The organism is Halomonas cupida (genome assembly GCF_900142755.1).
Taxonomy (GTDB): Bacteria; Pseudomonadota; Gammaproteobacteria; order Pseudomonadales; family Halomonadaceae; genus Halomonas; species Halomonas cupida.
In genome coordinates, this window is record NZ_FRCA01000005.1 from 231396 (window position 1) to 251855 (window position 20460).

The 20460-nt window shown below is 60.1% G+C and carries 22 protein-coding genes; 11 read left to right on the forward strand and 11 right to left on the reverse strand.

Annotated features, from left to right (window positions below):
- Complete coding sequence (locus tag BUE38_RS11275) at positions 1 to 1287, forward strand: alpha/beta fold hydrolase (RefSeq protein WP_073435301.1); 1287 nt, start codon at positions 1 to 3, stop codon at positions 1285 to 1287.
- A 133-nt stretch (positions 1288 to 1420) separates the two neighbouring features.
- Positions 1421 to 2230 carry a 4-hydroxy-2-oxoheptanedioate aldolase gene (gene hpaI / locus BUE38_RS11280; protein ID WP_073435302.1) on the forward strand — a complete coding sequence of 270 codons (810 nt, stop codon included), beginning with the start codon at positions 1421 to 1423 and terminating at the stop codon, positions 2228 to 2230.
- Between the two features lie 42 nt (positions 2231 to 2272).
- Here the strand turns inward: hpaI and metC are convergent, their stop codons facing one another.
- From metC to BUE38_RS11295, 3 genes are read right to left on the reverse strand one after another with little or no spacing between them, the layout of a single operon-like run.
- On the reverse strand, positions 2273 to 3442 hold the full coding sequence (gene metC / locus BUE38_RS11285) for a cystathionine beta-lyase (RefSeq protein WP_073435303.1): 1170 nt from the start codon (positions 3440 to 3442) through the stop codon (positions 2273 to 2275).
- 24 nt (positions 3443 to 3466) lie between these two features.
- Entirely contained in the window at positions 3467 to 5029 is a 1563-nt protein-coding gene (locus BUE38_RS11290) for a rhodanese-like domain-containing protein (RefSeq protein WP_073435304.1), read from the reverse strand.
- 2 nt (positions 5030 to 5031) lie between these two features.
- Positions 5032 to 5649 (reverse strand): cysteine dioxygenase family protein, encoded by a 618-nt coding sequence (locus tag BUE38_RS11295; protein WP_073435305.1) that lies wholly within the window; start codon positions 5647 to 5649, stop codon positions 5032 to 5034.
- A 142-nt stretch (positions 5650 to 5791) separates the two neighbouring features.
- Between BUE38_RS11295 and BUE38_RS11300 the strand changes: the two genes are divergently transcribed.
- A complete protein-coding gene (locus BUE38_RS11300; RefSeq protein WP_073435306.1) occupies positions 5792 to 6652 on the forward strand; it encodes a LysR substrate-binding domain-containing protein in 861 nt (286 codons plus the stop codon).
- A 52-nt stretch (positions 6653 to 6704) separates the two neighbouring features.
- Here BUE38_RS11300 and BUE38_RS11305 read toward each other — a convergent pair whose 3' ends face one another.
- The 3 genes from BUE38_RS11305 to BUE38_RS11315 form a co-directional block, all read right to left on the reverse strand.
- Positions 6705 to 8222 carry a tripartite tricarboxylate transporter permease gene (locus tag BUE38_RS11305; RefSeq protein WP_073435307.1) on the reverse strand — a complete coding sequence of 506 codons (1518 nt, stop codon included), beginning with the start codon at positions 8220 to 8222 and terminating at the stop codon, positions 6705 to 6707.
- 78 nt (positions 8223 to 8300) lie between these two features.
- Entirely contained in the window at positions 8301 to 8756 is a 456-nt protein-coding gene (locus tag BUE38_RS11310; RefSeq protein WP_073435308.1) for a tripartite tricarboxylate transporter TctB family protein, read from the reverse strand.
- Positions 8753 to 9727 (reverse strand): Bug family tripartite tricarboxylate transporter substrate binding protein, encoded by a 975-nt coding sequence (locus tag BUE38_RS11315; RefSeq protein ID WP_073435309.1) that lies wholly within the window; start codon positions 9725 to 9727, stop codon positions 8753 to 8755. Before BUE38_RS11315 ends, BUE38_RS11310 begins: the two co-directional genes overlap by 4 nt.
- Positions 9728 to 9864: 137 nt before the next feature.
- On the opposite strand from BUE38_RS11315, the gene BUE38_RS22945 reads away from it, so the two are divergent.
- Complete coding sequence (locus BUE38_RS22945) at positions 9865 to 10026, forward strand: hypothetical protein (protein ID WP_159438878.1); 162 nt, start codon at positions 9865 to 9867, stop codon at positions 10024 to 10026.
- A gap of 134 nt (positions 10027 to 10160) precedes the next feature.
- Here the strand turns inward: BUE38_RS22945 and BUE38_RS11320 are convergent, their stop codons facing one another.
- Positions 10161 to 11126: a zinc metalloprotease gene (locus BUE38_RS11320; RefSeq protein WP_073435310.1), complete on the reverse strand. Its 966-nt coding sequence runs from the start codon at positions 11124 to 11126 to the stop codon at positions 10161 to 10163.
- A gap of 80 nt (positions 11127 to 11206) precedes the next feature.
- A complete protein-coding gene (locus BUE38_RS11325; protein WP_146950962.1) occupies positions 11207 to 11527 on the reverse strand; it encodes a hypothetical protein in 321 nt (106 codons plus the stop codon).
- Between the two features lie 356 nt (positions 11528 to 11883).
- Between BUE38_RS11325 and BUE38_RS11330 the strand changes: the two genes are divergently transcribed.
- The gene (locus BUE38_RS11330) at positions 11884 to 13101 is read left to right on the forward strand and encodes an MFS transporter (protein ID WP_073435312.1); all 1218 of its coding nucleotides are present in this window, start codon (positions 11884 to 11886) and stop codon (positions 13099 to 13101) included.
- Between the two features lie 88 nt (positions 13102 to 13189).
- Here BUE38_RS11330 and BUE38_RS11335 read toward each other — a convergent pair whose 3' ends face one another.
- Together BUE38_RS11335 and BUE38_RS11340 are read right to left on the reverse strand one after the other, a co-directional pair.
- On the reverse strand, positions 13190 to 14143 hold the full coding sequence (locus tag BUE38_RS11335; RefSeq protein WP_143166290.1) for a phosphatidate cytidylyltransferase: 954 nt from the start codon (positions 14141 to 14143) through the stop codon (positions 13190 to 13192).
- A complete protein-coding gene (locus BUE38_RS11340; protein WP_084541892.1) occupies positions 14136 to 14822 on the reverse strand; it encodes a lysophospholipid acyltransferase family protein in 687 nt (228 codons plus the stop codon). The genes BUE38_RS11335 and BUE38_RS11340 overlap by 8 nt, the downstream gene beginning before the upstream one ends.
- A 64-nt stretch (positions 14823 to 14886) precedes the next feature.
- Here BUE38_RS11340 and BUE38_RS22950 point away from each other — a divergent pair, with 64 nt between their 5' ends.
- The 6 genes from BUE38_RS22950 to thpR all read left to right on the forward strand — a co-directional run bounded on the left by BUE38_RS22950 (position 14887) and on the right by thpR (position 19488).
- The gene (locus BUE38_RS22950) at positions 14887 to 15039 is read left to right on the forward strand and encodes a hypothetical protein (RefSeq protein WP_159438879.1); all 153 of its coding nucleotides are present in this window, start codon (positions 14887 to 14889) and stop codon (positions 15037 to 15039) included.
- A gap of 96 nt (positions 15040 to 15135) precedes the next feature.
- Positions 15136 to 15753, forward strand: a complete 618-nt coding sequence (gene gmk / locus BUE38_RS11345; protein WP_073435313.1) for a guanylate kinase — start codon at positions 15136 to 15138, stop codon at positions 15751 to 15753.
- Between the two features lie 166 nt (positions 15754 to 15919).
- The gene (gene rpoZ / locus BUE38_RS11350; RefSeq protein ID WP_073435314.1) at positions 15920 to 16177 is read left to right on the forward strand and encodes a DNA-directed RNA polymerase subunit omega; all 258 of its coding nucleotides are present in this window, start codon (positions 15920 to 15922) and stop codon (positions 16175 to 16177) included.
- Positions 16178 to 16242: 65 nt separating this feature from the next.
- Positions 16243 to 18372: a RelA/SpoT family protein gene (locus BUE38_RS11355; RefSeq protein WP_073435315.1), complete on the forward strand. Its 2130-nt coding sequence runs from the start codon at positions 16243 to 16245 to the stop codon at positions 18370 to 18372.
- A 158-nt stretch (positions 18373 to 18530) separates the two neighbouring features.
- Complete coding sequence (locus tag BUE38_RS11360) at positions 18531 to 18920, forward strand: RidA family protein (protein ID WP_073435316.1); 390 nt, start codon at positions 18531 to 18533, stop codon at positions 18918 to 18920.
- A 43-nt stretch (positions 18921 to 18963) separates the two neighbouring features.
- On the forward strand, positions 18964 to 19488 hold the full coding sequence (gene thpR, locus BUE38_RS11365) for an RNA 2',3'-cyclic phosphodiesterase (RefSeq protein WP_073435317.1): 525 nt from the start codon (positions 18964 to 18966) through the stop codon (positions 19486 to 19488).
- A 39-nt stretch (positions 19489 to 19527) separates the two neighbouring features.
- Here the strand turns inward: thpR and BUE38_RS11370 are convergent, their stop codons facing one another.
- A complete protein-coding gene (locus BUE38_RS11370; RefSeq protein ID WP_073435318.1) occupies positions 19528 to 20403 on the reverse strand; it encodes an NAD-dependent epimerase/dehydratase family protein in 876 nt (291 codons plus the stop codon).
- Positions 20404 to 20460: the final 57 nt, after the last annotated feature.

Genomic DNA, 20460 nt, shown 5'->3' on the forward strand with positions numbered 1-20460 from the left:
ATGCGACTCCAGGATCACCGCCTCCCCGGCCTGCATCTCGTTGATCACCGCATCGAGGTCCCTCTGGATTGGTCACGGCCGGAGAGTGGCGAGACCATCGAGGTGTTCTTCCGCGAGGTCTGCCACATCAATCAGCGTGACGCGGACCTTCCGTTGCTGGTCTACCTCCAGGGCGGTCCTGGAGGCAAGTCACCCCGCCCCTCCGAGAACGGACCCGGCTGGCTGCTGGAAGCGGTCAAGCACTTCCGGGTGATACTGCCTGATCAGCGCGGCACCGGTCGCAGCTCCCGGATCACGGCTGCCTCCATGGCAGCCTTCGACAGCCCCGAGGCCGGGGCCGACTACCTGGCCTGCTTCGATACCCATGCCATCATCGCCGACCTCGAACACATTCGGAACGAGGTCTATGGTGGCGTGAGCTGGCAAACGCTGGGGCAGAGCTATGGTGGCTTTCTCACGCTCAGCTACCTGTCCTGGGCACCGCAAGGCCTGAAGAAGTGTCTTGTCACCGGGGGTATTCCGAGCCTGACACCGGATGCCGATGAGGTCTATCGCCTCACCTACCAGCGAGTGCTGCGCAAGATGTCGGCATTTCGCGCCCGCTTCCCGGAGGACGGCCACAAGCTGGATGCCATTGCCGATTTCATCCAGCAGCATCAGCCACGTTTACCCAATGGCGACCTTCTAACCATCAGGCGCTTCCAGACACTGGGAATGCTGCTGGGCATGGGCGATGGTGCCGAACGCCTTCACTGGCTGTTGGAAGAAGCCTTCACCGATGACAGCCAGCAGGAGCTCAATCATCACTTCCTGGTGGAGGTAATGAACCACACCGGATTTGATGAGAATCCGCTCTATGCCGCCATCCACGAGCATATCTACGCGACTCCTGGTGCATCCTGCGACTGGGCGGCACAACGCCAACGGGAGCAGCACCCCGAGTTCGCGGAGTCGCACCGGCCCCTACAGTTGACCGGCGAGATGATCTACCCATGGATGTTCGATGAGATCCAGGTCCTCAAGCCATTCCGTGACGCAGTGCATTGCCTCGCCCAGAAGCGCCTGTCCCGGCCCTTCTACGACCCCGAGCGACTGGCGAATAACCGGATCCCGGTGGCAGCCCTGATCTATTTCGATGACATGTACGTGGATGCAAGCCTGTCGGTGGCCAGTGCCGAAGCGATCGGCAACCTGCGCTACTGGATCACCAACGAGTACGAACATGACGGCCTGCGTCAGGATGCCGGTGTGTTCAACAGGCTATTGACGATGCTCGAAGGCCAGTAACGCAGCTCACGCGAAAGCGTCAACAGGCCCGGGGCTCGGTCGCAGAAGTTAATGAAGGAAAAGATAGTGAAGGAAAAGGGTCCATACTTCAGTCGTTCATGATCAGCAACCGAGCATTGGTGGAGCACCGTAGATGAATACCAGCACAACCAGCGGCAACACATTCAAACAGGCACTTCGCGAGGGTCGGCAATGTATTGGCCTGTGGCTATCGCTGGCTGACTCCTACAGTGCCGAGATATGTGCCACAGCAGGTTTCGACTGGCTATTGATCGACGGTGAGCATGGTCCCAATGACCTGCGGTCCACATTGGCCAATCTACAGGCCATCGCCGCCTGGCCGAGTCATCCCGTGGTCCGAGCTGTTCAGAGCGATGCAGCAGCCATCAAGCAACTTCTGGATATCGGCGCCCAGACACTATTGGTACCGATGATCGACACACCAGAGCAGGCCGCCGCAACGGTGGCCGCTACCCGCTATCCTCCAGCCGGTATTCGCGGCGTAGCGGCTCCCATCGTACGTGCATCGCAATGGAATGCTCGCTCGAACTACGTCCAACAAGCCAATGATGAAGTCTGCCTGCTGGTGCAGGCCGAAAGCGTCACTGCACTGAGCAACCTTGAGGCGATCTGCGCCGTGGAAGGTGTCGATGGGGTCTTCATTGGTCCGGCAGATCTAGCGGCGTCCATGGAACACCTGGGAAACGCCGAACATCCTGACGTACAGGCCGCCATCGACACCGCCATCACCACCATTGTTGCCAGCGGCAAGGCCGCCGGCACACTCACTGGTGATAACAATCAAGCACGACACTACCTGGCGCTCGGCGCACAGTTTGTCGCTGTTGGGCTTGATGTCGCCCTGTTTGCACAAACGATCCGGCAACGAGCCGCCGACTTCGACCTCCACTCTCCGATCAGCACTTCAAGAGGGCCTTACTGAAGACTCCTGCGAGTTGTGGAGCGCTTGATTGCTGACATCCACTCAGGGAGCAAGCATACGCCAGGCCTGTGATAGATCGGCCTGTAGATCGGACAGGTCTTCCAGGCCCACATGCAGGCGCAGACAGGGCCCGCGCTCTGCCCAGGGATTGGGCAGACTGCGGGCTGCCGCCACATCACAGGGTAGGGCAAGGCTCTCATAGCCTCCCCAGGAGGAGCCGATACCGAACAGCGTCAAGTGATTGACCATGGCATCGACTCGCTGGCGCTCAACCGCGGCGTCGAATTCTATGGTCAGCAACCCATTGCTGCCGCTGAAGTCACGCCGCCACAGTTCGTGACCGGGATGCTCCGGTCGCGAGGGCTGGTGGACTCGTGCCACATGCGGCTGCCTGGCCAGCCAGTCACCAAGGCCTTCCGCATTATGTGCGTGGGTTGCCATGCGGCATGCCAGGGTGCGCAGGCCCCGCAAGGCCAGATAAGCATCATCGCCACCGACGCATTGTCCCAGCACCATCGACATCTCGCGTAGGCGCAAGCCGAGCTCAGCGTTGGCCGACACCGTTCCCAGCATCACATCAGAGTGCCCGACCACATACTTGGTCCCGGCCATCAGCGACACACTGGCGCCCAGCGCCAGCGGCTGCATCAGGATGCCACTGGCCCAGGTGTTGTCGACCACCAGCGGAATATCACGTTGCCGGGCCAGCTGCGCCAGTGCCGGCAGGTCCTGCATCTCGTAGACCAGAGAGCCCGGCACTTCGGTGTAGATCATGCAGGTATCGTCACTCAGCAGGGTACCGAGCTGTTCGACACTGCCATCGAAATAATCCACGCGCACGCCCCAGGGCTTGAGCCAGGCCTCGACCGAGCGCCGCACCGGCTGGTAGACACTATCCGCAATCACCACATGGGCGCCGGGGCGCGCCAGGGTCAGGAAGACGAGGTTGATGGCAGCAACACCGGAAGGCAGCAGTTGCGTGTACTCGCTGCTTTCCAGTCGAGAAATCGCATCCTCAAGGGAATGGGTGGTCGGTGTGCCCCGGCGGCCATAGGTAAAGGCGCGCTCACCACTGGCCATGCGCTGCTTTTCCTCACGCATCTGCTCGATGGTCTCGAAGGTCACGGTGCTGGTACGTACTACTGCGGGGTTGACCGAAGCCGGCATAGACTGCGGCCTGGCCAGGTGAAGCAGATCAGTCTGCAGTGTCATGATGGGGCTCCTGACTCGAGGGCTTCAGATGGCGAAGGTACGCCGCTCCTGTTCATCCAACTGGGCCAGCAATCCCGTCTCCCACGCCAGATAACGGCGCGACGCCTCGAGATTGCCGTCATGCCGATCATGCACGAAGAACAGATAGTCGATGCAACGGGCATCATCGGGCTCGTCCGGCGTGGATTCCAATGGGTATCCGGCAGCCTGCCATTGCGACTCGTCTGCCTCCAGCCACAGTGGCCGAGGTAGCCCGCGTGCCTCGAGATCGGGCGCCAGACAGGCCACCTGGGCCGCCTCCCCGATCAGGACAATGTCACACGAGGCATCGATACCCGCCAGTTGATGGTCCAACAGTGAGCGATTCACCCACTTCGCCCCCGGCAGATGGCCGGCGCGATACTGCATTCCCGGGCGCGCATCCAGACGCTGGTAGCGGTCAGCCATGGCCTCGTCCAGTGTCACCGGCACCAATCCATGCTCCAGTACGGTTGAGGACGACGCAGAAGGCAACTGCGACCATTCGGCGTTGCCACCCTTGAGCCACGCCACCTCGAGCCCCATCAGCTTCAACCAGACAGCCACCAGCGGTGCGCGGCATTCATCGTCGTCCACCAGTACCACACGCGCCCGCTGAACCCCGACCCAATGATCAGTGGCCTGAATCAGCTGTCCGCCGGGAGCATGGCATGCGCCTGGCGCCGTGGCCTGACGATATTCCTCCTCGGTACGCACATCGAAGAGGTAGGTCGTGCGCTGCGGGTCGGCATACCAGTCAGCCAGGGTCGCGGCATCAATCTCCGCCACGCCGTGCTCAACGGCGATGCGCCGCGCCGCCTGGGCAAGGCCGCTATCCCGTGCCGTTTTCCCCGGGTAGTCGGCGACACTGCCATGCTCCAGCGCCAGACCGGCCAATCGCCAGCCCTGGGTGCCGTTTTCCAGCGCATAGACAGGATTGTCGATGCCCAGCCAGACCAGGGTCTGGGCGCCGATGATGCTGCGCGTCCGCCCGGCGCAGTTGACCACGACCGGTGAGGTAGCATCGCCTGCCAACAGACTGGGCAAGCGACGCGCCAGCTCGCCGTTGGGGCAACAACTGGCCCCGGGGATATTCATCTTGTGATACTCGTTCAGTGGTCGCCCATCGACGATATGCACCTTGCGCGCCTCACGCTGCCACTGAGCCAGCGTCTCGGGGGGGATGGAGGGCGTATGGAAGGTTTCATGGGCCAGCTCGCCGAAGGTCTTGCTGACCACGTTGACCCCGGCAAAGACGCCATAGCCCGCCGCCTTCCAGCCACTGATGCCATCACGGAGCACCCGCACCCGAGAATAGCCCAGCTGGCCCAGACGCTGCTGGGCACGGCGCGCACGCCCTTCATCATGTTCATCCATCAACACCACCGGGGTGCTGGTACGGGGCACCAACTGATGAATACGCGCCTCGAGCAGACTGAAGGGCAGATTGACCGACAGGAACGGATGCGCCATGCCGTATTCGCCGAACTCACGGATATCGAGAAAGGCCACTTCCTGTTCACGATCTGCCAGCAATGCCTTGAGCTCGACAGGAGCGATGGTCTGCATCGTTACTCTCCTGCCTGAAGGGTCTTGCCTGCCTGACGGGTCTTGACGCCAATATCCATGGGCCGACAGGTACCCGCCTCGAGATCGAAGACCGTGCGCGCATCCAGGGTTTCCAGGGCTCGACCATAGAGATGCAGATGGCGAATCGGCGCATCCCCATCGATCACCACCGAATGGATGTCGTCCGGCATCAAGGCAATACCGTCACCTGCGCCAATGAGCCGTTCCGCACTCACTTCCAGTTCAGCGCGTCCGTCAACGGAGCCGTCATCGAGCCGCCGATACAGGGTATTGCACTCTTCCCCCTCGACCCCGGCAATGCAGGCCCAGGTGGTGTGATCATGAGGCGGAATCCGCTTGCCGGGTCTCATCACATTGAGATAGAGGGCAAATGTCTTGTCCGGCTGCTGTGCAATCAAGTAGCGCGCCTGGTGCTCGCCCTCCTCCGGCGGAGGAAAATCCTCGGCTCCCCACAGCTCACTGCGAGCAGCCAGCTCCTTCAACTGTTCAAGGACACTGGCAAGCGTGGATCGTGAAAGGCCCTGATCAAAGAGCGTCTCACGAACACCTTCCAGCATGGCATCGACGGATGTCTGGCGAACCTGGTGTGTAGCGTCCATGTGATATCCCGTTTCTGTGGAGAACCTGCTGTGGAGAATGTTCTGCAGCGTATGTTGCGTATTGTTGTTCTCCAGGATACTGCACTACACTTTCTATTTATAATAAGTAATTCCACAAAAAACATAACTGAAGCTTAACTATATGCGAAACCTGGACCTGTCACTATTGAGAACCTTCGTCGCCATCTGCACGGAAGAGAGCTTTGCCCGTGCCGCGCTCAAGGTGCACAAGTCACAGCCTGCGATCAGCCAGCAGATGCGACGTCTGGAAGATGAGCTGCAGGTCACCCTTTTCGTCAAGCAGGGACGCCAGAAGCAACTGACGCCGGCAGGACTGCGTCTGGAAGAATACGCACGCCGCCTGTTGGCACTGCATGATGAAATGTGGTCGGCGCTGCACGACCAGGAGCTCAGTGGTCCGGTCCGCATCGGTGCGCCCGCGGATATTGCCGACACGGTTCTACCGGGAATTCTGCAGCACTTCGCCCGAGCCAACCCCAATCTGTCGATGGCCATCCATGTCGGCCGCAGCCCTGACCTGATGGATATGCTCTCTGCGGGGCAGCTGGACCTCACCATTTCCACTCGACTGGCCGAGGACTATCCCCATGTACTGCTGCGCAGTTCCCCGGTGGTGTGGATAGCGGCCAACGACTTCCAGATCACCAGCACTCCGCTACCTCTGGTGCTGGCCGATGAGCCCAGTATCTTTCGCGGTCTGGCGCTGGATGCACTCCAGCGCCATGGGGTGGCCTACAAGGAAAGCTACATCGCGCCCAACCTGGCGGGTATCAAGGCCGCCGTGCGTGCCGGACTTGGTATCACTGCACGCAGTATCGAGATGGTGACATCCGAGTATCGCGTGCTCGGCGAGCGGCAAGGCCTGCCGCCCCTGCCTGACGTCAATTTCCATCTCTACCTGCGCGACGACAACCCCAGTGATGCCGCGGCCCGGCTCTACCAGTTGCTGGCCAGTCAGGTAGGAGGCCAGCTTTCCTGGTGATAGGGCAACCAGTTAGACCATCCTGATCGATTGTGTTGGGTCGGTTGCTGGGTTAATCAGCGGCAAGGGACCGACGTGACTTGAAGAAGTGGCGCTTGAACAACGGCCAGAGCAGAAACAGCGCGGTAAAGGTCAGCATCGCCGCACTCAACGGTTGGGTAACGAAGTACAGCGGTGAGCCTCCCGACAACGCCATGCTCTGGAAAAAGGCGCGTTCGACCACCGGTGCCAGCACCAGAGCAAGAATGAAGGGAGACAATGGCACCTGCATGCGGTTGAAGACGAAACCGACGACACCGAATACCAGCGCCACCACAATGCCGAATACGCTGTTACCGATGGCAAAAGCCCCGGTGAAGCAGAGCCCTGCAATGGCCGCCGCCAGCAGCGGTTGTGGAATGGCTCGGATGAGATTGGGTACGAAACGTGCCAACAACAGTCCCAATGGGAACATCACCAGATTGGCAAACACGAAACAGATCACGATCAGCCAGGCGACATCCGGGCTGTCATTGAACAGCGAAGGGCCGGGACGTAGCCCCTGGATCAGCAGCGCACCCAGAAACAACGCCGACGTAGAGTTGCCGGGAATTCCCAGCGACAACAATGGCACCATGGAACTGGCCACCACTGAATTGTTGGCCGCCTCCGGCGCCGCAATACCTTCAGGTAGTCCCTGTCCACAGCGCTCGCCAAACCGCCTGCGAACCCGCTCATAGGCCATATAGATAGCCACCAACATGCCGGCCCCCGGCAGAATGCCGATCACATTGCCCAATGCCGATGCACTCAACCAGGTGGGCATCAGGCGACGTACCAACGACCATGGCAGCAACATATCCCTGAAACGAATGGGAGTGCGGTGCTCGACCTCCGCCTCTGCGGTCGCCCCTGCATCACGGCACAGCATCTCGATCACCACGCTGAGTCCAAACAGACCTATGAGGATCGGCGTCAACGGCAACCCTTCCAGCAACCAGAAGTTGTCGAAGGTAAAACGGGGATAGCCGCTCTCGGGGCTGAGCCCCACCATGGCGACCAACAGGCCAAGCAGGCAGGAGAACGCGCATTTCATGACATTGCCGGAGCCCATGCCGACCACAGTGGACAAGCCGAGCACACATAACGAGAAGTACTCCGCCGGCCCGAACTTGAGGGCGTACTGGGCCAACAGGGGTGCAAAGAACACCAGCACCAGCGCCGACAGGGTGCCGGCAAAACATGAACTGTAGGTGGCAATGCCCAGTGCACGACCGGCCAGTCCCTGCTTGACCATGGCATGTCCATCCACCGCGGTCAGTACCGAGGACGCGGTCCCCGGAATCTTCAGCAGAATGGCCGGGAATGCCCCTCCGAAACAGGCCGCACAGTACACGCCGACCAGCAACGGAAAGGCAACATCAGAGGGCATGGCGAAAGTAATCGGCACCAACACGGCCAGGGTAATGGTGTCGTTGAGACCGGGAATCGACCCCACCACCAGGCCCAGGGTGACACCGGCCAGCAGGCTCAACAGTGGCCACAGGCTGAGCGCATGCTCTCCGGCGGCCAGCAAGGCAGAATAATCCATCGATAGATCCTCTCAAGGCGGCCAGGGTTATCGAACTCGTGCCCACAGCCAGCCCTGCATGACGACTTGGCGACCTTATTATTTGACGACCAGTGCAAACAGCACGCCAGGCAGCGGTACCCCAAGCAATGCGCCGAACACCAGACCCAACACCAGGGTGTAGAGCACGGCGATGACCACCAGACGCAGGCCAGGCGCATGCCCCATCAACAGGGCACAGCCGATGAACAGAAAGCACAGCGCCAGATCCGCTCCGACATAGGCAAAGGCCAGCAGTACCGCAATGCCTCCGACTATGGCCCAGCCAACACCGACCAGACGCACTCCGCTCAGATCAGATTGCTTGCCCGGAAACAGCCACAGGCCGATACCGCACAGTGCCAGCAATATGCCGATGATCTTCGGAAAGTCGGCTGCGGAACCCGGATAGCCACTTGCCGCAACCAGTACCGCCATTGCCAGTGCGAGGCACATGGCCGCCAGCACTCTGTCCAGCCAATGGCCGGACAGAGGTGAAAGGCGATGCCGTATCATGATGCGGTATCCAGCGTCGGCAGCACCTGCTCCATCTTGTCGGCAGTGCTGTCGAGATACTCACGGAAGGCGTCGCCATCCCGATAGTTGACCTGATACCCCGCCTCGTTCATGCGCTCGATAAATGCCGGCGATGTCAGCAATTGACCGAGGCGCTCTTCCAGGGCCACCTTGACGTCTTCAGGAAGGTCGGCTGGCGCCGCAATGCCACGGAAGGTTCCCCATTGCACTTCTTCGCCGGTTAGTTCCTGCCAGGTGGGCACATCGGGTGCGAGGTCGCTGCGCTGGCTATCCATCACCGCCAGAATACGGATACTGCCGTCCTCGGCGGGCCCTACCGCCTCACCCAGAGACATGAAACCGGCCTGCACATGCCCACCCATCAATTGCTGCAGTTGCATGGCGGCACTGGCGTTGTGCACATAGCGGAAACCAAGATCGTTCTGCTGGGCCAGCGAGACGGCGGTGATATGATGCGACGTCGAATTACCGGGAGTGGCGATGCTGACGTCCCCGTTGCTCGCGGCATCAAGGAAGCTCTGCAGATCCGTCAACTCGCTGTCGGCCGCGGTCACGACCACTCCAGGGTCAAGGTTATACAGGGCCAGAGGGGTAAAACTGTCCAGATCGTAACTGACTTCCTTGGTCAGGGCGTTGTTGATCACGGACGAAGTCATGGCCAGCAGTGTATAACCGTCGGCAGGAGCCTTGCTGACGTAGGTCTGGCCGATGACCGCACCGCCTCCCGGCATGTTCTTGACGATAAACTGATGACCATCGAATACATCCGGTGCGGCCTCGGCGATCAGACGCCCCGTGAAGTCCACGGCGCCTCCCGCATCGAATGGCACAATATAGTCGATGTTCTGCGAAGGATAATCTGCGGCATACAGTGGAGCGGCCAGAGTCGCAGCCATCAGCGCCAGCGGCAGTCGAGTGTGGAGTGATAGTCGAGTCAAGCGATAGGTCATGGTGGAAGTCCCTGATGATATTTGTTGGAAGGACCCCTTCAAGCTATGCCTGAATACTTGACGTTTCAATTAAACAAAACACCGAAAAGCATAAGTGCTGCTTATTTATTGACCCGACATGCCTTCATGTTGGGTTAATGGCGGCACAGGGACGTGCCGCCGTCGGCCATCAGGCCGACGCGAGACCGCACCACACCAGCAGATCCGCGCATCTGCGCCAGTGCGGTGCGGTGCGGACGACAATCAAATCGATCAGGATGAGCTATTTGATTGCCATGTTAATAAAAACAGTCCCTTGATCTTCATCGCTGAACACTTCAGCTCGACCTCTACCCCCCGAGAGCGTCTTTCTGCCCCTCGTCAGACTCGCCCCTGGTTGGCAGGGGCGAACCGACGATCGATCAGAGTTGCAACGGCATCCACTGGCAACGACTCAAGGCCCGTTGCCGGATGCCACTGCGTCCGCTGCAGCACAGGGCACTCTCTCGCCGACATGACTACGCGGTCCATCAAGGCAAGCATGCATCCGAGCGACCTGCCCTCGGCTGAACATACTCATGGTGTCATCATCGACATAGTCCATGAAGTTCATGAACATATCGCCATGAGGCCCGTTCTCGCAGGAGACAGTGGGGAACGTTGGCTTTCCTGTATTGGGACCGGCCTGATTGGGCGTGTCATCGACAAAGTCGCTGCCTGAGCAGCCATCACCATCATCCCCCCAGATATGACGCAGGTTCAGCCAGTGGCCGACTTCGTGCGTGGTGGTGCGGCCAAGGTTGGAGGGCGCCGTTGCGGTTCCCGTGGTACCGAATGCGGTATAGGTAACCACAACGCCATCGGTGGCCGCCGGGCCGCCGGGAAACTGGGCATAACCCAGCAGACCAGCGCGCAATTGGCAGACCCAGATATTGAGATAGCGATCCGCGGGCCAGGCATCATGACCACCACTGGCCGTGGACTTGACGCTGTCATCGACATCGAAGCTGTCACGGGGGGTCTGGGCGCGGGTGATACCTTCGGTGGGGTTGCCATCCGGGTCGACGCTGGCCAGGACAAACTGGACCCGTGCATCTCCGGCCAGTTCGATGAAGGGCTCGGGGATCTGTTGGCGATCGGGGTTCTGGGCGCGAAAATCCTGATTCAGTACAGCAATCTGGCTCTCGACCTGCTCCCGAGAGATGTTCTGCTCAGCGGTATGATGAACGACATGCACCACGACCGGAATCCTGGTACAGCCTTCGCGCAGGGGGCTTCCCGCTCGCCGGGCACGAAATGCCAGCTCCTCGATCTGTGCCTGGCGTGCGGCATAATCCGGGTCGCTATCGAGCAGTCGATGATGCACCTGCATGGTGCCGCAACCACGACAGGACGCCGAACGAGCATGCTTGTCAGCCATGATGATCCTCCATTGATTCCATTCCGGCCTCCGTCACTGCCAGGAGGCACCTGTTTCCAGTATCCCTGCACAACCTCTCTTCAGCGCCGACACAGCACCAGCGTATCAAGCGCCAGGGTCTCGATCTCGTAATCCCCTTCCCATCCCGGAAGGGTCAGGTGCAACACTCGACCGCCACAACTCCAGCTGCCTTCGGCTTCACGTTGAAGGCTATCGGTAGGACTGCCGACCAGCAGCTCGGCATGGCCATCGGCGTGGAGACACAGGCGCCGCCGAGGTTTTCGGGTCGGCGGCATGGGTACCGATACCTCCCGCCAGACCAGATAACCCGGTCGCTTCTCCTCGTGGATCTCGGCCCACTGCCTCGCCAGCATCTCTGGTCGAACACTGCTTGAGCACATCAGCTGCCTCGATTGTCGAGTCTTCATTTATGCAGACATGCGAATCAACAGAAAAGTGCCTGAAAAACTCCCCTTCAGGCGAGCTTCGTTCTACCATCATGCTGGCTGGTCACCGCCCGAACGTCCATTACGGAATATTTCATGCATTTCGTCAGATTCTCACCCTTCTGCGATGGGTGCAGAAACAACCTGTTTTACCGCCCATGAACGCAAATTAACGCCATTTTCCAGTCAAAACACCGCTGAATTCCGCCTCCATCTCTCGCAAAGGCATCTACCATGCCTTATACTTTGGTCGTAAATTAACCACACCTTCACTCTTGTCTCTGGCCACCATCCGTCGCCGGGAGGTCTTAATGTCGTTCAAGATTACCGCCATCCGGGCACGTTACCCGCGTCTGGCCGAGCTCGCCCTGGCCCTTGGCGGCTTCGGTATCGGGACCAGCGAGTTCGTGATCATGGGTCTGATGGAGCGTGTCGCCGGTGACCTCGCCGTGACTCCAGCGGACGTCGGCTATGCCATTTCCGCCTACGCACTCGGCGTCGTGGTTGGTGCGCCCCTGATCTCGGCACTCGCCGCTCGGGTACCGCGACGCACTCTGCTGATTGCGCTGATGCTGGTGTTTGCCCTCGGCAATATCGCCAGCGCCATGGCTCCGGATTTCTGGTCCTTTGTTGCGTTACGCTTCGTCGCTGGTCTTCCCCACGGTGCCTACTTTGGTGTCGCGGCGCTGGTGGCTGCTGCTGCGGTACCCATCGAGGAGCGAGCCCAGGCCGTCAGTCGCGTCATGCTGGGGCTGACCAGCGCCATTGTTATTGGTGCGCCATTGGCCACCTGGGCAGGCCAGTGGATGGGCTGGCAGTTCGCTTTCTACGCCGTCGGCGTGATCGCCTTCATTACCATGGCCATGATCCGGTTGTTTGTGCCGCGCCAACCACATGATGTTCAGGCCAGTCCAAAACGCGAGCTGACTGCTCTGGTCAAACAACGCGTGCTGTTTACCCTGGGGGTTGCCAGCATCGGCTTCGGTGGCATGTTCTCGGTATTCAGCTATGTAGTGCCGACGCTGCGCACTCAGGCCGATATGCCGGAAGTGGTAGGCCCCTGGGTGCTGGCGATCTTCGGTATCGGCGGCATTCTCGGCAATCTGGTGGGGGCCCGCGCTGCCGACCGAAACCTGATGAAGGCGGTTCCACGCATCCTGCTCTGGTGTCTGGTGGTACAGGCAGGCTTCTACTTCGCAGCCAATAACCTCTACACCGGGATTCTGTTTGTCGGCCTGGTGGGCACCAGCATGGCACTGGGGCCGGCGCTGCAGACCCGGTTGATGGATGTGGCAGGCGATGCCCAGACCATGGCGGCTTCGATGAACCACGCCGCCTTCAACTGCGCCAATGCGTTGGGCGCCTGGCTGGCTGGCGTCACCATCAAGTCCGGGGCAACCTGGTCATCCAGCGGTCTGGTCGGTGCCGGGCTGGCTCTGGGCGGCATGCTGGTGTTCTACATCGGCCTGCGTATGGAAAAGCGCAGTGATCAGCGTCGTGCTGATGCTGCACAGTCCGAGACCCACTGACGGCGTCGCTTATGGAGGGCACGCCTCCCCACAGCTGTCCGGCTCAAGGACACGGGGAGTGTGCCCTCAGGCCACAGAGTCGTCTCCGCTACACCACCGACCAGAAGTAACGCACCACATGAAAGAAGATCGGTGCCGAGAACACCACGGAATCGAGACGATCGATAAAGCCACCATGCCCTTCGATCAAATGCCCCCAGTCCTTGATGCCGCGGTCGCGCTTGATCGCTGACATCACCAGCCCTCCGGCAAAGCCCAGCAAGGCAATCATCAAGGCCAGAGCCGCCGCCTGCAGGAAGCTGAACGGCGTCATCCAGGCCAGGCCACCACCAATCAACGTGGCGCTGGCCACCCCTCCGATGAAGCCCTCCACCGTTTTCGATGGTGACAGGTTGGGCGCGATCGGGTGGCTGCCCAACAGCTTTCCCCATACATACTGCAGCACATCGCTGAGCTGGACGACCACGATCAGGAAGGCAATCAACAGTACATTACGCCCTTCAAAGCCGGGAATCTCGAGGCTCAACAACGCCGGCACGTGGGAAACGCAGAACACGCAGATCATCAATGCCCACTGCACTTCACTGATACGCACCAGATAGCCATGGCTGTCGCCACGCAATGCGGAAACCACCGGCAACAGCAGAAAGGCATAGACCGGGATGAAGATCGAGAACATTCCGTAGTACTGCTGCCAGACGAACAGATACTGCACCGGTAGCACCACAAAGAACACCAGTGCCAGCGCCCAGTGATCGGACTGACGTGCCTGCACCAGGCTGATGAACTCACGCAATGCCGAAAAGGACGCGAAGGCAAACAGCAGCACCACCGCGGTACGCCCACCCAGCAACGCGATACCCAGCAGAACGGCCATGATCCACCAGGATCGAATCCGCTGATTGAGGTTCTCGACCACCTCGTTGTCGCCCTGAGGTGAGTAGCGCCGCCTGAGCATATGGCCAATCACACTGGCCACCGTCAGCAGGCCGGTTACTGCACTGAGTAGGGTCCAGAGTCCCGCGGGAATGGTGCTAATCATCCTTTTCCCCTCCATGGGCCGACGACAGTGCCAGCAGTGATGCTCGAGCGCGCTCAAGGAAGGCCTCCCGGCTCTCCTGGTGCTGCAGAACCAGAGGCTCACCATAGATCACACTGCACAGCAGCGGAATGGGGACCACCTCACCTTTGGGCAATACACGGTTGAGATTATCGATCCATACCGGCACGAGCTCCACCTCGGGGTGAGCTCGTGCCAACCGGTAGATACCTGAGCGAAATGCCTGCAGCGGCTGGTCCGTGGTATTGCGCGTGCCCTCCGGAAACAGGATCAGCGAGTCTCCGGCATCGAGTGCCGCATTCATCACATCCAACGGGTTCTCTCCATTTGGGTCAGGGACACGCTCGATCAGCACGCCGTGAAAGACATCATGAATCAGAAAGCGCTTGAGTCCCGAGGACCGCCAGTAATCCGCCCCCGCTACCGGCCGGGCCCTGCGGCGCAGACGTGGTGGCAGCGTCATCCATATCAATACGAAATCGCCGTGACTGGCATGATTGGCGAAGTAGATGCGCTGACCCGGCAGAGGTTCCAGCCCTTGCCACACCGGCCGTGCCGTCGTTATCAGACGCGCCACCATGCGTACCGCTACCGCGGTGAGTGATGCCATCCATTGCCGAATCACGATGCTGCCTCCCGCTGTGGCCAGGAGTTCCATCATAGCGGAGTTCAGAAGCCCGCCAACTTATGCGATACTTCGCCCCCTTCCGCTGGGCCAGACCTTGATGCCGACTCCATCATCGGCACGGCATGCTCCCCCGGATATTAACCCGGCATGCTTTCATGTTGGGTTAATGGCGGCACAGGGACGTGCCGCCGTCGGCCATCAGGCCGACGCGAGACCGCACCACACCAGCAGATCCGCGCATCTGCGCTAGTGTGGTGCGGACGACAATCAAATCGATCAGGATGAGCGATTTGATTGCCATGTTAATAACTGTTCCATCCTTCGACCGCGATAATAGGCGCCGATCATGTCTCAAGGCACATTGTTCATTGTTTCCGCCCCCTCCGGCGCCGGCAAGACCAGTCTGGTGCGTGAACTGATCGAGAGTGTCGATGGCATTCAGGTGTCCGTCTCGCACACCACACGCGCCATGCGTCCTGGTGAAGTCGACGCGGTGAACTACCACTTCGTGGACGTGGCAACCTTCGAGGACATGGTCGCCAGAGGGGATTTCTTCGAGCATGCCCAGGTCTTCGACAACCATTACGGTACTTCTCGCAGTGCCGTGGAAGCCCTGCTGGCCGCCGGCCAGGATGTGATCCTCGAGATCGACTGGCAAGGGGCTCGCCAGGTTCGTGAGCAGATGGACAGTGCGGTATCGATTTTCATCCTGCCGCCGTCCCGTGACGAACTGGAGCGCCGTCTGTCCAGCCGTGGCACCGATGACCATCAGGTGATCAGTGGACGGATGCGCGAAGCCGTCAGCGAGATGTCCCACTACGGCGAATACGATTTCATGGTGATCAACGACGACTTCACCACCGCGCTGGACGAGCTTCGCGCCCTGGTGATCGCTCATCGTCTCGATACCCGCCGCCAGAAGCAGCACCATGCACGGCTGCTGGATGCTCTACTGGCATCCTGAACCAAGACCTTCGTCTTGTCAGAAGCAACCAGCATCAAGTAATCTAGCCTGTCTATTTGCAGGTGCTCCCCCGGGCCCGGTCTGTACAGAACAGACGTCGGCGGGGGTATAGCCCGTTAGGCCAGCACCTGTCAGACACACAGTTTGTCATTTCAGGAAGGGCCCTATGGCACGAGTTACCGTCGAAGATTGTCTGGAAAACGTCGAGAATCGCTTCAAGCTGGTGATGATTTCCACCCAGCGCGCTCGTCAGCTGGCCCGCGGCTCCCGTGATGCCCTGCTGCCGTGGGAAAACGACAAGCCTACCGTCATGGCACTGCGCGAGATCGCCGATGGCCTGATCGACTCGAGTGTCCTTGATGAGCCGCTGGAAGCACCGACCCGCTTCCGTCCGGAATACCAGGCCTCGCCCTCCGAGGAGTGATCACCTCCGCCGAGTCGGCCTGACGCCACTCACGGAGCTCTCATCCAGCACTCGGGGCACGCCACATGTTCACGATTGATGATCTGTCCGACCGACTCGGAGGCTACCTGCCTGCCGAAGAAATCCAGCAGGTCAGGCGTGCCTTCTACTATGCCGAACAGGCACATGATGGCCAGCGTCGTCGCTCGGGTGAGCCCTATGTGACCCACCCGCTGGCTGTGGCCAATATCCTCGCCAATATGCACATGGACCATCAGAGCCTGATGGCCGCAATGCTGCATGATGTCATCGAGGATACCGGGGTTTCCAAGGAAGCTCTGGCCGTGCAGTTCGGTGAACCTGTCGCCGAACTGGTGGATGGCGTTTCCAAGCTGACCCAGATCACCTTCGAGGACAAGGCCGTCGCTCAGGCGGAGAACTTCCAGAAGATGGTACTGGCGATGTCTCGCGATATTCGCGTGATCATCGTCAAGCTCGCCGACCGCCTGCACAACATGCGCACCCTCGGCGCTCTACGGCCGGACAAGAAACGCCGCATCGCCCGCGAAACACTGGAAATCTACGCCCGCGTCGCCAGTCGCCTGGGCATCAACACCATCCGCGTCGAGCTCGAGGACCTGTCCTTCCAGGCCATCCACCCGATGCGTGCCGAGCGTATCAAGCGTGCGGTATCCAGCGCCCGCGGCAATCGCCGCTCGGCGATTCGTCAGGTCCAGAACGCCTTGCAGACCCGTCTTGATGAGCATGGACTCAAGGGCACGGTGATTGGTCGCCAGAAACACCTGCTGTCGATCTATCGCAAGATGCGCGACCAGCGCAAGTCGTTCAACGAGATCATGGATGTGTTCGGCTTTCGCATCATCGCTGACGATGTCGACAGCTGCTATCGCATTCTCGGCATGGTGCACAACCTGTACAAGCCGGTGCCCGGACGCTTCAAGGATTACATCGCGATTCCCAAGGCCAATGGCTACCAGAGCCTGCATACTACGCTGTTCGGCGCAGGCGGCATGCCCATCGAAGTGCAGATCCGCACTCGCGAGATGGAAGCCATGGCCAACAACGGTATCGCCGCCCACTGGTTGTACAAGGCCGGTCAGACCTCACATCCCATTGCCGAGGGCAGTCACGCTCGCGCGCGCCAGTGGGTCAAGGGCCTGCTCGAGATGCAGCGTCATGCCGGAGATTCGCTGGAGTTCATCGAACACGTAAAGAATGACCTGTTCCCGGACGATATCTACGTGTTCACTCCCAAAGGCGACATCATGGAGCTTCCTCAAGGAGCTACCGTGGTCGACTTCGCCTATGCCGTGCATACCGAGATCGGCAACAGTTGTATCGCCTGTCGCATCGACCGCCACTTGGCACCGCTGTCGAGCCGCCTGGAAAGCGGTCAGACACTGGAGATCATTACCTCCCCCGGCGGCAAACCCAATCTTGCCTGGCTCAATTTCGTCATCACCGCCAAGGCACGCTCCGCTATCAGGCATGCCCTCAAACATCAGCAGCATACCGAGGCCGTGCAGTTGGGACGTCGCCTGCTGACCAAGTCCCTGGCCGAGTTCGAGATCAACTTCGAGGAGCTGACCGACCCTGTTCGACAGCAGCTCCTCAAGGAACTCGAATTCAAGGACGAGGCGGCACTGCTGGAGGCGATTGGCCTCGGCAACTGCGTTGCCCATCTGATTGCCCGCCGACTGGTGGAACTGGCACGTGGTGAAGCCATCGATGCCAGCGGCAGCAGCTCCCATGGCCCGGTGACGATCAGCGGCGCCGAGGGTATGGTGATCAAGTTCGCCCGCTGCTGTCACCCACTCCCCGGCGATACCGTGATTGGTCACCTGTCGATCGGCAAGGGTATTGTGGTCCACCGTTCGGAATGCCGTAACCTTCAGGAACTCAAGAGTGACCCGGAAAAGCTCATCGTGCTGCGCTGGTCCGATGATATCAATGAGGATTTCCCGGTCGCCCTGCGTCTCGAGGTCGAAAGCCGTCGTGGCCTGGTCGCCGAGCTGGCAGCGCTGACCACCGATGCTGGTGCCAATATCGAACGCATTGGCATCGAGGATCGTGATGCACGCCTGTCGATCGTTAATCTGACCCTGGTTGTGCGTGACCGAACGCATCTCGCACGTATCATCAAGCGTATGCGCAACCTGTCTCACGTCGGTCGGATTTCGCGACTGGGCAACTAGAAGACTGTAGAGCGCAACGGAAAACCGGGGTATTCAGGCTATCGAGGCCAGCCCCATGCAGTGACAGTTGGAACCCCACCGCAGGCCGCCGCAGAGGCGACGGCCCGGTGACTGTTTTTTTGCCATTCCTGAAATGGCAGCACCCAATGGAGGCCACAATGAGCAATAAAGCCGTCATCAACACCGATAAGGCGCCCGCCGCCATCGGCCCGTATTCCCAGGCCATCAAGGCTGGCAACACTGTCTATCTGTCAGGTCAGATCCCGCTGGATCCGGCGACCATGGAAGTCGTCTCCGAGGATTTCGAGGCTCAGGCACGTCAGGTCTTCAGCAACCTCAAGGCCGTCTGCGAGGAAGCCGCCGGCTCCCTTCAGGATATCGTCAAGCTCAACCTGTACCTCGTCGATCTCGACCAGTTCGCCATCGTCAACAAGGTGATGGAGGAGTACTTCCACAAGCCCTATCCCGCCCGTGCTGCCGTAGGCGTGCGTGCTCTGCCGAAGGGTGTTCAAGTCGAAGCCGAAGCAGTGATGATCATCGGCGACTGATCAGGCTCACAGCTGAGCCAGACTCGTAGCCGAGAGTATAGCCATGCGCCTGTTTCTCGCTCTCTCGCCACCCAACGATCTGCGTCGACAGCTCGGTGCTCAGGCGGATCGCCTGCACCGAGTGTATGGCGGCCGGCGTATCCCGGAGGCCAACCTGCATCTGACGCTGGCGTTTCTGGGAGAGCAGAGCGAGGAACAGGCCCGGGCACTATCCGCGTGGCTAGGCAGAATGCAGGTTGCCCCGGGAAACATCAGCCTGGACCATCTCGGCCATTTCCGCGGCCCCGGCATCATCTGGATCGGTCCACAACAGACGCCCGAATCACTCCAATGGCTGCAGGCGGAGATATCACAGGGGCTGAATGACATGGGCATCAACCATCAGCCCCGCCACTTCCGCCCCCATATCACACTACTGCGAAAGGCCAGCCGTGGCCCGGCAGGCTCTCCCCCGGACAAGGTCCGACACTGGTCATACGCAAGAGTTGAGCTGATTCAGTCGACGTTGAGTGCCGATGGCAGCCACTACCGCAGACTGGCTTCGACGCCCTCGAACGCTTCCGGGTGAAGCATGCTGCCGCGCCAGGCACGGCAGTCAGACATTACGTCATGCCTTTTCGGTGCTGAGGAAGCCGCCTTCCTTGAGCACGTGAGCATAACCCTCGCGGTAGGTGGGATAACGGAAGCGATAGCCGCTTTCGACCAGTAGGCTGCAGTCACAGCGCTTGCTGGCACGACGACGCAGCGGTGACTGGATGATCTCGGTGGACTCCACCTTGAGCTGGCGAGCCAGCCAGGTCATCACTTCATTGAGCGGCGCCGGCTCGGCATCACTGCCCAGATAGATCGGCGCGATCTCCTCGCCCTGCATCACCTTGCCGATCAGGTGGGCAATGGCGCCTGCACAGTCGTCGCGATGGATGCGATTGCTGTACATCGGAGGTGTTGCCGGGGCAATGCGGCCCTCGCTGACCTGACGAATCAGACGATCACGCCCCGGGCCATAGATCCCCGAGAAACGCACCACTGTGCCGGGCAGCTCATGTTCGATGAGCGTCTGTTCTGCCTCGCGCATCAGCACGCCGGAGAAACCGGTGGGCTCCGTGGCACTCTGCTCATCCACCGTCTCACCATCGCGCTGGGCATAAACACTGGTGGAGGAGACAAAGAAGACGTGTCTGGGCGGCGTCTTGCGCGCAGCCATCGTCGTCAGAACCTGCTGAAGCCCATCGGGATAAGCGGCGCGATAGGCCGGTTCCTCAAAGCGGTCAGCACTGACTACATACACTACAATATCTGCATTGGGCAGAGCGGCAACGGCCTCGGCATCGCCCAGATCCGCACTGATACCTTCGATACCGGTACCAGCCAGGCGTTGAGCCTGACGCCGCACGCCGATCACCTTATGGCCCAGCTCGATCAATTCGCGTCCCAGCGTTGTTCCAATATCACCGCAGCCGAGAATCAGTGTCGTTGTCTTCACCTTTACCTCGTCCCCCTGATATAAAATCCCTATCGAGTCCTGTGAAACGGTCGCCAA

Bases quoted from the DNA above. Each gene is read 5' to 3' on its own strand.
- BUE38_RS11335 (WP_143166290.1), bottom strand. From the start codon at position 14,143: ATGATTAGCACCATTCCCGCGGGACTCTGGACCCTACTCAGTGCAGTA.
- BUE38_RS11355 (WP_073435315.1), top strand. From the start codon at position 16,243: ATGTTCACGATTGATGATCTGTCCGACCGACTCGGAGGCTACCTGCCT.
- BUE38_RS11360 (WP_073435316.1), top strand. From the start codon at position 18,531: ATGAGCAATAAAGCCGTCATCAACACCGATAAGGCGCCCGCCGCCATC.
- BUE38_RS11275 (WP_073435301.1), top strand. From the start codon at position 1: ATGCGACTCCAGGATCACCGCCTCCCCGGCCTGCATCTCGTTGATCAC.
- BUE38_RS22950 (WP_159438879.1), top strand. From the start codon at position 14,887: ATGCCGACTCCATCATCGGCACGGCATGCTCCCCCGGATATTAACCCG.
- BUE38_RS11305 (WP_073435307.1), bottom strand. From the start codon at position 8,222: ATGGATTATTCTGCCTTGCTGGCCGCCGGAGAGCATGCGCTCAGCCTG.
- BUE38_RS11310 (WP_073435308.1), bottom strand. From the start codon at position 8,756: ATGATACGGCATCGCCTTTCACCTCTGTCCGGCCATTGGCTGGACAGA.
- BUE38_RS11315 (WP_073435309.1), bottom strand. From the start codon at position 9,727: ATGACCTATCGCTTGACTCGACTATCACTCCACACTCGACTGCCGCTG.
- BUE38_RS11320 (WP_073435310.1), bottom strand. From the start codon at position 11,126: ATGGCTGACAAGCATGCTCGTTCGGCGTCCTGTCGTGGTTGCGGCACC.
- BUE38_RS11295 (WP_073435305.1), bottom strand. From the start codon at position 5,649: ATGGACGCTACACACCAGGTTCGCCAGACATCCGTCGATGCCATGCTG.
- BUE38_RS11340 (WP_084541892.1), bottom strand. From the start codon at position 14,822: ATGATGGAACTCCTGGCCACAGCGGGAGGCAGCATCGTGATTCGGCAA.
- BUE38_RS11325 (WP_146950962.1), bottom strand. From the start codon at position 11,527: ATGTGCTCAAGCAGTGTTCGACCAGAGATGCTGGCGAGGCAGTGGGCC.
- thpR (WP_073435317.1), top strand. From the start codon at position 18,964: ATGCGCCTGTTTCTCGCTCTCTCGCCACCCAACGATCTGCGTCGACAG.
- BUE38_RS22945 (WP_159438878.1), top strand. From the start codon at position 9,865: ATGGCGGCACAGGGACGTGCCGCCGTCGGCCATCAGGCCGACGCGAGA.
- gmk (WP_073435313.1), top strand. From the start codon at position 15,136: ATGTCTCAAGGCACATTGTTCATTGTTTCCGCCCCCTCCGGCGCCGGC.
- BUE38_RS11300 (WP_073435306.1), top strand. From the start codon at position 5,792: ATGCGAAACCTGGACCTGTCACTATTGAGAACCTTCGTCGCCATCTGC.
- BUE38_RS11290 (WP_073435304.1), bottom strand. From the start codon at position 5,029: ATGCAGACCATCGCTCCTGTCGAGCTCAAGGCATTGCTGGCAGATCGT.
- rpoZ (WP_073435314.1), top strand. From the start codon at position 15,920: ATGGCACGAGTTACCGTCGAAGATTGTCTGGAAAACGTCGAGAATCGC.
- BUE38_RS11330 (WP_073435312.1), top strand. From the start codon at position 11,884: ATGTCGTTCAAGATTACCGCCATCCGGGCACGTTACCCGCGTCTGGCC.
- metC (WP_073435303.1), bottom strand. From the start codon at position 3,442: ATGACACTGCAGACTGATCTGCTTCACCTGGCCAGGCCGCAGTCTATG.
- hpaI (WP_073435302.1), top strand. From the start codon at position 1,421: ATGAATACCAGCACAACCAGCGGCAACACATTCAAACAGGCACTTCGC.